The sequence below is a fragment of the Pseudomonas sp. OTU5201 genome, assembly GCF_038440135.1.
GTDB lineage: Bacteria > Pseudomonadota > Gammaproteobacteria > Pseudomonadales > Pseudomonadaceae > Metapseudomonas > Metapseudomonas resinovorans.
This window is the reverse complement of record NZ_JASATC010000035.1, coordinates 13,211-25,113: the sequence shown is the minus strand read 5'-3', so window position 1 is coordinate 25,113 and position 11,903 is coordinate 13,211. Positions and strand designations below refer to the sequence as shown.

At 65.4% G+C, this 11,903-nt stretch carries 14 protein-coding genes; 9 read left to right on the top strand and 5 right to left on the bottom strand.

Translation table 11 applies throughout. The features are described from left to right. The first annotated feature begins 3 nt into the window (after positions 1-3). A complete protein-coding gene (locus AAHM40_RS20185) occupies positions 4-993 on the top strand; it encodes a sulfate/molybdate ABC transporter ATP-binding protein (protein WP_342246230.1) in 990 nt (329 codons plus the stop codon). 62 nt (positions 994-1,055) lie between these two features. On the opposite strand, the gene AAHM40_RS20180 is transcribed toward AAHM40_RS20185, so the two are convergent. Next, complete coding sequence (locus AAHM40_RS20180) at positions 1,056-1,457, bottom strand: hypothetical protein (protein WP_342246229.1); 402 nt, start codon at positions 1,455-1,457, stop codon at positions 1,056-1,058. A 124-nt stretch (positions 1,458-1,581) separates the two neighbouring features. On the opposite strand from AAHM40_RS20180, the gene AAHM40_RS20175 reads away from it, so the two are divergent. Together AAHM40_RS20175 and AAHM40_RS20170 are read left to right on the top strand one after the other, a co-directional pair. After that, entirely contained in the window at positions 1,582-2,370 is a 789-nt protein-coding gene (locus tag AAHM40_RS20175; protein WP_342246228.1) for an MmyB family transcriptional regulator, read from the top strand. A 120-nt stretch (positions 2,371-2,490) separates the two neighbouring features. Continuing rightward, the gene (locus AAHM40_RS20170) at positions 2,491-3,243 is read left to right on the top strand and encodes a hypothetical protein (protein ID WP_342246227.1); all 753 of its coding nucleotides are present in this window, start codon (positions 2,491-2,493) and stop codon (positions 3,241-3,243) included. A 160-nt stretch (positions 3,244-3,403) separates the two neighbouring features. Here the strand turns inward: AAHM40_RS20170 and AAHM40_RS20165 are convergent, their stop codons facing one another. Next, a complete protein-coding gene (locus tag AAHM40_RS20165; RefSeq protein WP_342246226.1) occupies positions 3,404-3,928 on the bottom strand; it encodes an Mpo1 family 2-hydroxy fatty acid dioxygenase in 525 nt (174 codons plus the stop codon). Between the two features lie 84 nt (positions 3,929-4,012). Between AAHM40_RS20165 and AAHM40_RS20160 the strand changes: the two genes are divergently transcribed. Continuing rightward, complete coding sequence (locus AAHM40_RS20160) at positions 4,013-4,705, top strand: Crp/Fnr family transcriptional regulator (RefSeq protein WP_342246225.1); 693 nt, start codon at positions 4,013-4,015, stop codon at positions 4,703-4,705. Positions 4,706-4,751: 46 nt separating this feature from the next. Here AAHM40_RS20160 and AAHM40_RS20155 read toward each other — a convergent pair whose 3' ends face one another. Then, a complete protein-coding gene (locus tag AAHM40_RS20155) occupies positions 4,752-5,759 on the bottom strand; it encodes an AraC family transcriptional regulator (protein ID WP_342246224.1) in 1,008 nt (335 codons plus the stop codon). A 105-nt stretch (positions 5,760-5,864) separates the two neighbouring features. On the opposite strand from AAHM40_RS20155, the gene AAHM40_RS20150 reads away from it, so the two are divergent. Further along, positions 5,865-6,938 carry a fatty acid desaturase gene (locus AAHM40_RS20150; RefSeq protein ID WP_342246223.1) on the top strand — a complete coding sequence of 358 codons (1,074 nt, stop codon included), beginning with the start codon at positions 5,865-5,867 and terminating at the stop codon, positions 6,936-6,938. A gap of 96 nt (positions 6,939-7,034) precedes the next feature. Beyond that, positions 7,035-7,199 carry a rubredoxin gene (locus tag AAHM40_RS20145; RefSeq protein ID WP_028629154.1) on the top strand — a complete coding sequence of 55 codons (165 nt, stop codon included), beginning with the start codon at positions 7,035-7,037 and terminating at the stop codon, positions 7,197-7,199. Between the two features lie 297 nt (positions 7,200-7,496). Here the strand turns inward: AAHM40_RS20145 and AAHM40_RS20140 are convergent, their stop codons facing one another. Further along, positions 7,497-8,420, bottom strand: coding sequence for an autotransporter outer membrane beta-barrel domain-containing protein (locus tag AAHM40_RS20140; RefSeq protein ID WP_342246222.1), 924 nt, complete (start codon positions 8,418-8,420; stop codon positions 7,497-7,499). A gap of 144 nt (positions 8,421-8,564) precedes the next feature. On the opposite strand from AAHM40_RS20140, the gene AAHM40_RS20135 reads away from it, so the two are divergent. Further along, the gene (locus AAHM40_RS20135; RefSeq protein WP_028629156.1) at positions 8,565-9,467 is read left to right on the top strand and encodes a DMT family transporter; all 903 of its coding nucleotides are present in this window, start codon (positions 8,565-8,567) and stop codon (positions 9,465-9,467) included. Positions 9,468-9,528: 61 nt separating this feature from the next. Continuing rightward, positions 9,529-10,449, top strand: a complete 921-nt coding sequence (locus AAHM40_RS20130) for a LysR family transcriptional regulator (protein ID WP_342246221.1) — start codon at positions 9,529-9,531, stop codon at positions 10,447-10,449. Here the strand turns inward: AAHM40_RS20130 and AAHM40_RS20125 are convergent. After that, the gene (locus tag AAHM40_RS20125; RefSeq protein WP_342246220.1) at positions 10,438-11,010 is read right to left on the bottom strand and encodes a TetR/AcrR family transcriptional regulator; all 573 of its coding nucleotides are present in this window, start codon (positions 11,008-11,010) and stop codon (positions 10,438-10,440) included. The genes AAHM40_RS20130 and AAHM40_RS20125 overlap by 12 nt on opposite strands. Positions 11,011-11,097: 87 nt before the next feature. On the opposite strand from AAHM40_RS20125, the gene AAHM40_RS20120 reads away from it, so the two are divergent. After that, positions 11,098-11,838, top strand: coding sequence for an SDR family oxidoreductase (locus AAHM40_RS20120; RefSeq protein WP_342246219.1), 741 nt, complete (start codon positions 11,098-11,100; stop codon positions 11,836-11,838). The last annotated feature ends 65 nt before the right edge of the window (positions 11,839-11,903 follow it).

The following is an 11,903-nucleotide window of genomic DNA, read 5'->3' as shown; positions in this document are numbered from 1 at the left end:
ACCGTGAGCATTGAAATCCGCAACGTCAGCAAGAACTTCAACGCCTTCAAGGCGCTCAACGCGATCAACCTGGATATCCACAGCGGCGAACTGGTGGCGCTGCTCGGGCCGTCCGGCTGCGGCAAGACCACCCTGCTGCGGATCATCGCCGGCCTGGAAACCCCGGACGTGGGCAGCATCGTGTTCCACGGCGAGGACGTGTCCCAGCACGACGTGCGTGATCGCAACGTCGGCTTCGTGTTCCAGCACTACGCCCTGTTCCGCCACATGACGGTGTTCGACAACGTCGCCTTCGGCCTGCGCATGAAGCCCAAGGGCGAGCGCCCGAGCGAGAAGCAGATCGCCGAGAAGGTCCATGAGCTGCTGAACATGGTGCAGCTCGACTGGCTCGCCGACCGCTACCCCGAGCAACTCTCCGGCGGCCAGCGCCAGCGTATCGCCCTGGCCCGCGCCCTGGCGGTGGAACCGAAGATCCTGCTGCTGGACGAACCCTTCGGCGCCCTCGACGCCAAGGTGCGCAAGGAGCTGCGCCGCTGGCTGGCGCGCCTGCACGAGGAGATCAACCTGACCTCCGTGTTCGTCACCCACGACCAGGAAGAAGCCATGGAAGTGGCCGACCGCATCGTGGTGATGAACAAGGGTGTGATCGAGCAGATCGGCTCGCCCGGCGAGGTCTACGAGAACCCGGCGAGCGACTTCGTCTACCACTTCCTCGGCGACTCCAACCGCCTGCACCTGGGCGACGACCAGCACCTGCTGTTCCGTCCCCATGAAGTCTCGCTGTCGCGCTCCGAAGTGGCCGAGCACCGCGCCGCCGAAGTCCGTGACATCCGCCCGCTGGGCGCCATCACCCGGGTAACCCTGAAGGTGGACGGCCAGGACGAGCTGATCGAGGCCGAAGTGGTGAAAGACCACGACAGCCTCGTAGGCCTGGTGCGCGGCGAAACGCTGTTCTTCAAGCCCAAGGCCTGGCAGAAGGCGGCGGGGTTCTGAACCTGGCCGCCTGACCGCAGGTTGGGCTGAGCGCCGCGCACAGCCCAACGCATCGCTACCCTTCACGCAGTCACGCTCGGGCAACGGCGCAGGCCGAAGAACTCCAGCTCCGCGAGCACGGCCACCGCCACCGCCTGGCCGATCACGAAGACCTTGCCCAGCGGGGTTGGCTCCACCCCACCGAGGGCGAGCAGCGAGAGGCTGTCGATCACCCACACCACATTGATCGCCAGCACTGCCCAGATCCAGCCGCGCTGGACGGTTGCGCGATTGGCCAGCCAGCCGAGGACGAGCGCGAAGGGCAGCAGGCCGATACCCGCGCCCAGCAACAGCGAACGCGGCAGGCCCAGCAGTTCTTCCAGCGGTCCGGCGGCCAGCGCCAGCAGCAGGCCCATGGCGCCACTGGCCAGGGCATCGGCTTGCAGGGCACGGCGCAGCAGCGGGGACATGTCGAGATGAGTCATGGTGGTTCTCCTGTCGATGGGGCGCCGACCTGGCGCTTGGCGACAGATTTCCGCGAAACCCGCAGCGGGTCGATTACCTGCCAGGTAATGGCCGGTCTTCCCCCTCTGATCTATCGTCGTTGCCATGAACGCACAGCCCCATCCCGTCGGCGCCCTGTTGCGCCAATGGCGCCAGCGGCGCCGCCTCAGCCAGCTCGACCTCGCCTGCGACGCGGAGATTTCCACGCGTCACCTGAGCTTCGTCGAGACTGGTCGCGCCCACCCCAGCCGCGAGATGCTGCTGCACCTGGCCGAGCAACTGGACATTCCCTTGCGCGAGCGCAACCGCCTGCTGACCGCGGCGGGCTATGCACCACTGTTTCCTCAGCGCGCGCTCGACGACCCTGCCCTGGCGGGTGCCCGTCAGGCGATCGATCAATTGCTCAAGGCCCACGAGCCCAATCCGGCGCTGGCGGTGGACCGGCACTGGAACCTGCTGGCGGCTAACCGTTCCGTTGCGCCCCTGCTCTCGGGCGTGGCACCTGAACTGCTGGCGCCACCACTCAACGTGCTGCGCGTGTCGCTTCATCCACAAGGCCTGGCACCGCACATCGTCAACCTCGGCCAATGGCGCGCGCATCTGCTGGAGCGCCTGCAGCGAGATATCGAGATCAGCGGCGACCCCGAACTGCAGGCCCTGTTCGATGAACTCGCGGGCTATCCCGCCCCGCCTCCGCCAGCCGGCTTGCCCAGCGATGCCGTGCTCGTGCCGCTGCAACTGCGAACGCCGTTGGGCGTCATCAGTTTCATCAGCACCATCACAGTGTTCGGCACCCCGGTCGACGTCACCCTCGCCGAGTTGGGGCTGGAAACCCTGTTTCCCGCCGACCCGGCCAGCGCGGCGCTGCTACGCAAACTGCTGGACGGCGCCTGAAAACATCGATCGCCCCACAGCAAATCACTCTTTCGGGTAATAGCCTCCAGGCCACGACACAGTAGGCTGTGCTCGCACCTCCAACGACTCCTCAGAACAACAAGAACAGGAGCACCCGCTATGATTCGCAAGGTTCTGCTGTACCCGCTGTTGGGCCTTCTCCTAGGCCTCGCCCTGCCTGCACCCGCAACCGAGCTGGCACCGCTGGAACTCGCGCAGGTGCACGCCTGCCGCGCCACCAGCAGCCTGCTGCTGTTCCGCGGCGAAGGCTTCCAGGACGCTCACTCGACCCGCATGCGCGACGACCTCAAGGCACTGGACGCCGCCTTCCAGCGCATCGCCGAGCCGAGCGAGGACCTGCGCAAGACCCGTGACACGCTTGTTACCCAACTCGATCGGGGCGTTTCCTTCGGCCACAAGGAAGAGGACGTGCCCTGGCGCTATCCCCAGGAACTGGCCAAGGCCCTGCGCGATTTCCTGATCGCCGCACGCATCCAGGCTGGCGCCGCCGGGGGCGAGGATCTGCCGGCCAAAGTGGAATACCTGAACGTGCAGTACCTGAGCCGGGCCTACATCGGCACCTTCGAAATCGCCCGCGAGAACGGCGACACCTACATCGGTCAGGACGAGCGTCTGCTATTGCCGGACATCGACCAGGAACTGGCACCCCTGGATGACAAGGCTGACCCGGCTGTGGCCAAGCTGAAGACCCGCTGGAGCTTCCTGAAGGCGGCATTGAGCGATATGAACAGCCAGAGCAGCGCCCTGGTCAGCGCCTCCGGCCGGCCCTACGCGCCGATGGTGGTGGACCGCCATGCGCGGTCGATGAGCAGGCAGTTGCTGGCGCTGGGCACCCTGCCCCCCGCGCCCTGATTGGTGGCACTAACCCTGTAGGGGCGAATTCATTCGCTATGCCTGCGTTAACTGTTGCGAGAGATTTACCATCGGGCCAAGAGCTTTGTAGGAGCTGGCTTGCCAGCTCCTACGGGCGCAATCCGTGCAGATTGAATGGTGAGTGCCGGGAAACCATTGCTCAAACCGCCGCTTTCTTCTCGCGAATGCAGGTCGGCCCCGCGCGCTCCTCCACGGCGTGCTCGACTTCCTTGCGTAGCCCCAGCAGGAAGCCCAGTTCGGCCACCACGAACAGCGGCCCGATGATCAGGCCCGTCAGGTCGTCGACGAACGCTGGTTTGCGCCCTTCGTAGTAATGACCGATGAACTGGATCACCCAGCCCACCACGAACATCCCCAACCCTGCGCCAAGCCAGGCAGCAGTGCCCTGCACCGCGAGGGTGGCGCCTATCCACAGGCTGAGTGCGAGCAGCGCAGCCATCACCAGGCCGTAGCGCAGATCGAGGCGGAAGTAGTAGAGCACCGATACCAGGCTGACCCCGGCGGCCGGAGACAACCAGAGGCCGAAGGCTTCGGTACCCGGGCGCGACAGCAACACGGCGACGGCGACCACGATCAGTGGAATGCCGACGAAGTGGGTGGCGATGTTGCGGCGATCACGGTGGTACTCGGCGTACTGGCCAAGTTGGTCGATGAGGGTTTTCATTATTGTGTCCTCGGGTTGGCAGGCAGTTGCGTCGATAATGGCGCCACGCCCCAGGCAACCTCTGTCAGCTAGCCGACAAAGCCCATGACCCCATTCAAGCACCACCGCGATCTCCTGCTCACCGGCCAATGGTTCAGCCAGCTGCCGGCCAGCCTGCAGGACGACCTTCTGGCCATGGCCCAGGTGCGCCGGCTGGAACCTGGCCAACGGCTGTTTCGCCGAGGCGATCCGCCCTGTGGGCTCTATGCGGTGCTGGACGGCGCGATCCGGGTCGGCAGCATCAGCGAGAGCGGCAAGGAGGCCTTGCTGGTGCTGGTGGAGCCGCCGCACTGGTTCGGCGAAATCTCCTTGTTCGACGGCCAGACGCGCACCCATGACGCCTTCGCCGAAGGCCCCGTGACGCTGTTCAACTTACCCCAGGCACCGTTGCTGGCACTCTTGCAACAACGACCGGAGCACTGGCGCGACTTCGCCTTGCTGATGAGTCAGAAGCTGCGCCTGGCCTTCATCGCCCTGGAAGAGATGAGCCTGCTGCCGGCCCCCCAGCGCCTGGCGCGACGGCTGCTGATGATCGCCGAGGGTTACGGCGCAGGCACAAGGCAGCGGCGGGTTATTCACCTGGCCCAGGAGCAGTTAGCGATGATGCTGGCGCTGTCGCGGCAAACCACCAACCAGATCCTCAAGGAACTGGAGGCCCAGGGTGCCCTGCGCCTGAACTACGGGGAAATCGAGATTCTCGATCCAGAGCTGCTGCGCCACGCAGCCCAGAAACCCTAGGTCGGCATTGAATTCGGTAGGGTGGGCTGAAGCCCACCCTACCGGCTCATCGCGGCAGGCCGTCCCGGTACTGACTGGGGCTCTGTCCGGTCCAGCGCTTGAAGGCGCGGCTGAAGCTGCTGGTATCGGCAAAACCGAGCAGGTAGGCGACTTCGCTGATGGAGCAACGTGGATCACGCATGTGCGCCAGCGCCAGTGCCTGGCGGGTATCGCCCAGAAGCTGCTCGTAGCTACAGCCCTCATCCGCCAGGTGTCGCTGCAGGCTGCGCAGGCTGAGGTGTAAGGTTTGTGCGATGCGCTCGGCGGAGGGTTCGCCGTTGGGTAGCTGAGCCTTCAGGCAGGCGCGCACCTTGCGCGACCAGGTGGGCGGCTGCAGCTGCTCCAGGGTGCGCTTGAGCACCGCTTCGTTGTGTTCGGCCAGCTCGGGGTTGGCGTCGTCCAGCGGTCGCTCGAAATCTTCCACCGCAAACTCCAGCAGATTCTCATCGGCGCCGAACACCAGCGGCGCGCGGAAAACGTTGTGCCACGGCTGCGGGTCCGCAGGCGCCGGACGGCGCAGGTGCACGGCCAGCGGCGCGTAGTCACGACCGATGCGGTTGCGGCAGGTGCGGACATAGATGGCGACGAAGGCGTCCACCGCTTCCGGCGCGGGCTCGATACCGTCGGCGCGCACCCGCAGACGGAACAGGTAGCGCTCGCCCTGGCGGCTGAGGTCCAGTTCCAGGGCGTCGCTGACCACCTGGTGGTAACGCACGATGCGCTCGAAGACTTCCCGCAGGCTGGCACTGGCCACCAGGGCATAGCCCAGAGCGTGGAAGGTGGTGGGGCTGACGTAGGTAGAAATCTTCAAGCCCAGGGCCGGGTCACCGCTGGCTGCTACCGCCAGCTCCCAGAGCCGTGTGGTGGCCGAAAGCGGGTAACGCGCATTGGGGTCGTCCATCAGCGCCGGATCGAGCTGGGCCTGGCGGCACAGGTCGGCGCTGTCGAGCCCAAGCGCATCCAGTTGCTTGCGCAAGGCACGGGTCCAACTGGCGAGGGTAGTGGGTTCGCTCATGCAGGTTGGCGTATCCAGTCAACAGGTTGGCGTGCTCGGTCGGGCGCGACAGCGGCCCGAGGCGGCAGAGTAGGTCCATCGGCAACACGACAAGAGGATGGAAGCATGTCCGCCAAGCCTGCAAGCCCCCGCACGCTGAATGACCAGCAGCGATCAGCGCATATTCGTGAAGTGGTGATGGCCCGCGGCAACGCGCTGCGCCAGCGCTACCCTGTGCTGAACCACCAGGACACCATCGGCGCCGGCATTCTCGCCTTCGCCCTGGCCGGCATGGTCGGTTCCGCCCTGCTCTACCTGAACGAGCAGATCGCCTGGTGGGTCTGCCTGCTGCTCAATGCCTTCTTCGCGTCGCTGACCCACGAGCTGGAGCACGACCTGATCCACAGCATGTACTTCCGCAAGCGCAAGGTCCCGCACAACCTGATGATGGCGCTGGTCTGGCTGGCGCGGCCGAGCACCATCAACCCCTGGATACGCCGCCATCTGCACCTCAACCACCACAAGGTGTCCGGCACCGAGACCGACATGGAGGAGCGCGCCATCACCAACGGCGAACCCTGGGGCCTGGCGCGCCTGCTGATGGTGGGCGACAACGTGATGTCCTCGCTGATCCGCATGCTGCGAGCCAAGACCTGGGCGCACAAGCGCAGCATCCTCTGGCGCACCCTGAAGGTCTACGCGCCGCTGGCGCTGCTGAACTGGGGCACCTGGTACGTCTTCCTCGGCTTCCACGCCATCGACACCCTGGCCTGGGCCCTGAATGCCCCCATCGCCTGGTCGGCTGGAACCCTGGAGGCGATGCACCTCGTCAACATCGCCGTGGTGGTGCTGGTCGGCCCCAACGTGCTACGCACCTTCTGCCTGCACTTTGTCAGCTCCAACATGCACTACTACGGCGATGTCGAGCTGGGCAATGTGATCCAGCAGACCCAGGTGCTCAACCCCTGGTGGATGTGGCCGCTGCAGGCGTTCTGCTTCAACTTCGGCAGCACCCATGCCATCCACCACTTCGTGGTCAAGGAGCCCTTCTACATCCGCCAGATGACCGCGCCAGTGGCGCATAAGGTGATGCGCGAGATGGGCGTTCGCTTCAACGACTTCGGTACTTTTGCCCGCGCCAACCGCTGGAATCCGAAGGAGCAGGCGGCCACGCAACCGGCCCAACCCACCCTTGGTTAGGGCACCGGCGCCCCAGCACCGCGACTATGATCGCGACAACGCGCGCCTCCGGGCGTGTGCCTTCCCCGAGCACAGCTGCAAGCATGAGGTAGCGGCATGAAAACCTGGATTTGTGTGGTCTGCGGCCTGATCTACGACGAGACCAAGGGCTGGCCCGACGAGGGCATCCCGGCCGGTACTCCCTGGGCCGACGTGCCGGATGACTGGATCTGCCCGGATTGCGGAGTCGGCAAGAACGACTTCGATATGCAGGAAATCTGAATCAGGATTCGCCTTTCCTTGTGGGGGCGAATTCATTCGCTATGTCTGCGTTAGCTGTTGCGAGCGATTTACCCTCCGGCCAAGAGCCTTGTAGGAGCTGGCTTGCCAGCGAAACGCCGCCATTCGCTGGCAAGCCAGCGCCTACGGGCAATGCAGCTGACTACAACACGTCATGCAGACATAGCCATTTCATTCGCCAAGGGCAGCGCAGTTGCCCCCTTCCAGGTCCGATGGCGAATCTGCGTTCCGCTTGGCGATTGAAATCGCCCCCACAGATCCGGCAGCCGCCGAAGTTGCTCAGAACCGCAGGCTCACCCGAGCCGTCAGCCCATTGTCCCGCGCGTCTTCGGCGTAGGTGCCGTTATAGAACAGCCCCGCATAGGCCTGTTCGGTGAACTGGTAGTCCAGCCCCATATCCAGGCGGAAAGCGTCCCGGGTCAGTGCCACGGCGGCACCACTCTCGTCTTCCAACCGACTGTCACTGAACGCATGACGCCAGCCCGAACTGATGCGTGCAGTCAGGCGCCGGCCCGAGGCCAGGTCGATGCGCGTGGTGCCTCGCAGGCCGAAGGTGCTGTAGCCGATCTCGTCGCGCTGACTGTCGATGGCGCCCTGTGAATCACTGTCCAGCCGCACATAGGCCAGCTCGCTGAAACCCTCGGCGCTGAAGTCACGGAAATCGAGGGAGTAGCTGAGCTCGCCGAATACCTGGCCACTGTTCGCATCGGCGGCGCGCCGGTCACCATCATGACCACTCCAGGCCGCCCCCATCTTTACGCCGATCTGGTTGTAGATCTTGGTGCCGGCATAGGCACCCAGGTGCAGGCTTTGGATATCGGCATCCGCGCCCTGCACCTCCACCGAAGTTGCCGAATAGCCCCCCATTCCGCCGACCAGCCAATTCCCCAGCTTGCGTTCGCTACCCAGCAGCAACCCACCGACATCACGCTCCCGACGCGGTGCGCGGTGGTCGGCGTCTACCGAACCATGGCTGCCGAAGGCGCGCGCCCAGGCGGGTGACTGTCCCTCCTCCAGGTGCGGCTCACGGAATGAAAAGCGAATCTGCTGGATGCGCTCGGACGCGGCGTCACGCACGAAGCGGCTGTCCTCCAGCAGACTGGCGCGGCTGGCGGCGGCGAGGGAGTCACCCAGGGCCGGTGCGGCCAGCAGCAAGGCGCACAGCCCGGCGAGGGCGGCGAGCGTCGATTGATCCTGACCCATGACGGGCATCTCCAGACGGGCGTGTGGATAACTCTAGCGCCATGCGGGGCAATTCAAATTCCCGAATCCACTCTCGACTTTCTGATTTGCCGGGAAATCGCCGCGCTGGCGCAATGGCCACCTGCATACAGAACGAGCCCCACCATGCGCCAGTCCCTCTCTCCCGGCTTCAACGCCCACGCCTCGATGCTGCTCTGGGCACTGTTGGTGGCGCTGTCGTTCTTTGCCGCCGCGGAGGTGAACCCCGCACTCGACGCCCTGCCGTTGACCGCATTGCGCCTGCTGCTCTCGGGCGGCCTGTTCCTGCCCTTTCTGCTGTTGCGCCGCCCCGGACTTCCCAACGGGCGTGCGCTGTTGGCCCACGTGGTGCTGGGCGGGCTGCTGGCGCTCTATTTCGGCAGCCTGTTCGAGGCACTGAAACACACCAAGGCACTGGACACCGCGCTGCTCTATGTCAGCGTGCCGCTGCTGACGCTTGGGAGTGAGCGGATGCTGCTGGGCAAGCCGGTGCTGCAACGACTGTGGCCAACCCTCGTCGCCGCCCTTGGCGCGCTGGCCCTGCTCGGGCTCGATAACGCCCACTTCGACGCTTACGCCTATGGCCTCTACGGCATCGGCTGCCTGGCCATGGCCATTTACGGCCCGCTCAGCCAGCGCCTCAAACCCTGGCTCGGTACTGAGCGCAGCGCCGCCTCCCTGGCCTGCGGCAACCTACTGGCCGGCGGCCTGCTGCTGGCCCTGACGGCGACCCTGGGCCAGCGCTGGGAGGGGCTGCAAGGCATTGCCCTGCGCGATATCGGCTGGCTGCTCTACCTGGCCTTGACCGCTACTCTGGCCACCTTCTGGCTGCTGCACCGGGCCATCCACTGGCTGCCCCCGGCCACGGTGATCGCCTACAGCTACCTCAGCGGCCTGTTCGCCCTGCTGCTGCAGAGCTTCTGGCTGCACCGGGCACCCGCGCCGCTGGCCTGGGCCGGCGCCGTGCTGATCGTCCTCGGCATGCTCTGGCTGGCGCGCCTGAGCCCGGCGCGCACGGCGACAGCCTGAGTGGCTTGCCATGTCGATCGGGGCAGGTTCTGATGGCACTCCCGCTCAATGGATCCCCGCCATGCTGCTCGCCAATGGACTGCGCAAGATCGATATCCAGGACTTGCTGGTCTTCCTCGAAATCTACGAGCGCCAACACTTGGGCGACGTGGCGGAGGCGCTGAATCTCAGTGCCTCCAGCGTCAGCTACAGCCTGAAGAAGCTACGCGGCGCCCTGGACGACGAACTGTTCATCGCCACCCGAAGCGGCATGCGCCCCACCCGCAAGGCGATGGCCATGCGCCCCCACGCCCGCAGCATGATTGAGCTGATGAACGCCTGCTTCAGCGAAGCCAGCGCCTTCGACCCGTGCCAGGCGCCACGTACCTTCCGCCTTTGCGCACCGGAGTACTTCGAGCTGCTGATCCTGCCGCCATTGCTGCGCCGGTTAAGCGAGGCGGGATACCCCATCAGCCTGGAGGTCCAACGCCTTGGCCGGGAGATCCCCGCCGATGCGCTGGTACAGGGCGAACTGGACCTGGCCCTGGGCTTCGGCCCGCACCAGCACCGCGCCCACCCCGGCCTGGTCAGTCTGGCCTTGCTGAAGGACGACCTGCTCTGTGTCCGCGCCGCCGGTAGCGAGGCGGTGGATGACCTGGATGCGTTCTGCGCACGGCGTCAGGTGTTCCCCACACCCTGGGACTCGGAGCGCAACATGATCGATGGCTGGCTGCAGCAGCAGGGCCGCTCCCGACAAATCGCCGCACGGACCAACAACTACCTGGCCGCCTTGCAACTGATTCCGGCCAGCGAGCTGTTGCTGGTGCTACCAGCTCGGGTCCATACGCTGCTGGGCGATGCTCGTACCACCACCAGCCCGCTGCCTGACCTGCCGAGCTTTTCCCTGGAGATGCTCTGGGCCCAACCCTTCGACCAGGACCCGGCGAACATCTGGTTGCGGGAGCAGATTCTCAGCGTGTGCGCCGAGCAGTCACTTCTCTAGCAGGTCATCCAGCGCCCGACCGAGAAAGCCGCGGCTGGCGTCCAGCACGTCGACCTGTGTTTCTTCGCGAGCCAGCATGCGCGCGACCACCAGGGCGCCAACGCACTGGGATATCAGCGCCCAGGCCAGACCGCCGTCTTCCAGTATCTCCGCCCAGGCACGCTGCAACTGCAGCATCCAGTGCTCGGCCTCTTCGCGCACCGACAGGTCGGCACGGGCGATTTCCGCTCCCAGCGTCGGGATGGCGCAGCCCGAGTCGGGGTTCTGCAGATGGGCCATGCTCAGGTAGCGATCGAGGCAGCGTTCCAGCTTGTCGCGGCAGAAACCTTCGCCACGGGCGACATGGCCGATCAAGCTCAGGGATAGCTCGCGCTGGACGATGGCGGTGAAGAGGTCGTTCTTCGATGGGAAGTGGCTGTAAAAGGCACCGCCGGTCAGGCCGATGGCCTTCATCAGGCCGTCGACGCCGGTAGTGGAGAAGCCGCCGCGCTTGGCGATGGCACCGCTGCTTTCCAGCAGCTTCTGCCGGGTTTCTTCCTTGTGGGTGGCTGAATAACGCACGACGACCTCCGGTGGACTGGCTTGACGCGTTGGCAAGCATAGCATAACGTACGTTCAGTTAACGATCGTTCAGCAAAGGTGGACAACATGGCTAGCGAGACCGAGAACAAGAAAGTCGTATTGGTGATAGGAGCAGGCGATGCCACGGGTGGTGCCATCGCCCGGCGCTTTGCCCGCGAGGGTTATGTGGCCTGCGTGACCCGGCGCAGCGCTGACAAGTTGCAGCCGCTGGTAGACGCCATCCGCGCCGAAGGTGGCGAGGCCCACGGTTTTGCCTCTGATGCACGCAAGGAAGAGGAAGTCGCCGAGCTGGTGGAAACCATCGAGCGTGACATCGGCCCGATCGAAGCCTTCGTCTTCAACATCGGCGCCAACGTGCCCTGCAGCATCCTCGAGGAAACCGCGCGCAAGTACTTCAAGATCTGGGAGATGGCCTGCTTCTCCGGCTTCCTCACCAGCCAGGCAGTCGCCCGTCGCATGGTCACCCGCGAGCGCGGCACCATCCTGTTCACCGGCGCCACTGCCGGCCTGCGTGGCGCTGCCGGGTTCGCGGCTTTCGCCGGGGCCAAGCACGGCATCCGCGCCCTGGCCCAGAGCATGGCCCGCGAGCTCGGCCCGCGGAACATCCATGTCGCCCACGTGGTGGTGGACGGCGCCATCGATACCGATTTCATCCGCGACAACTTCCCCGAGCGCTACGCGCTGAAGGACCAGGACGGCATCCTCGACCCTGACCATATCGCCGAAAACTACTGGTATCTGCATAGCCAGCCGCGGGATGCCTGGACGTTCGAGCTTGATCTGCGGCCATGGATGGAGCGTTGGTGACCCCGTAGGCGCGAGCTGGCTCGCGAAAAGCCCCCGCACGGCCTCGTTCGCGAGCACGCTCGCCC

Bases quoted from the DNA above. Each gene is read 5' to 3' on its own strand.
- AAHM40_RS20180 (WP_342246229.1), bottom strand. From the start codon at position 1,457: ATGACTCATCTCGACATGTCCCCGCTGCTGCGCCGTGCCCTGCAAGCC.
- AAHM40_RS20175 (WP_342246228.1), top strand. From the start codon at position 1,582: ATGAACGCACAGCCCCATCCCGTCGGCGCCCTGTTGCGCCAATGGCGC.
- AAHM40_RS20170 (WP_342246227.1), top strand. From the start codon at position 2,491: ATGATTCGCAAGGTTCTGCTGTACCCGCTGTTGGGCCTTCTCCTAGGC.
- AAHM40_RS20165 (WP_342246226.1), bottom strand. From the start codon at position 3,928: ATGAAAACCCTCATCGACCAACTTGGCCAGTACGCCGAGTACCACCGT.
- AAHM40_RS20160 (WP_342246225.1), top strand. From the start codon at position 4,013: ATGACCCCATTCAAGCACCACCGCGATCTCCTGCTCACCGGCCAATGG.
- AAHM40_RS20155 (WP_342246224.1), bottom strand. From the start codon at position 5,759: ATGAGCGAACCCACTACCCTCGCCAGTTGGACCCGTGCCTTGCGCAAG.
- AAHM40_RS20150 (WP_342246223.1), top strand. From the start codon at position 5,865: ATGTCCGCCAAGCCTGCAAGCCCCCGCACGCTGAATGACCAGCAGCGA.
- AAHM40_RS20145 (WP_028629154.1), top strand. From the start codon at position 7,035: ATGAAAACCTGGATTTGTGTGGTCTGCGGCCTGATCTACGACGAGACC.
- AAHM40_RS20140 (WP_342246222.1), bottom strand. From the start codon at position 8,420: ATGGGTCAGGATCAATCGACGCTCGCCGCCCTCGCCGGGCTGTGCGCC.
- AAHM40_RS20135 (WP_028629156.1), top strand. From the start codon at position 8,565: ATGCGCCAGTCCCTCTCTCCCGGCTTCAACGCCCACGCCTCGATGCTG.
- AAHM40_RS20130 (WP_342246221.1), top strand. From the start codon at position 9,529: ATGCTGCTCGCCAATGGACTGCGCAAGATCGATATCCAGGACTTGCTG.
- AAHM40_RS20120 (WP_342246219.1), top strand. From the start codon at position 11,098: ATGGCTAGCGAGACCGAGAACAAGAAAGTCGTATTGGTGATAGGAGCA.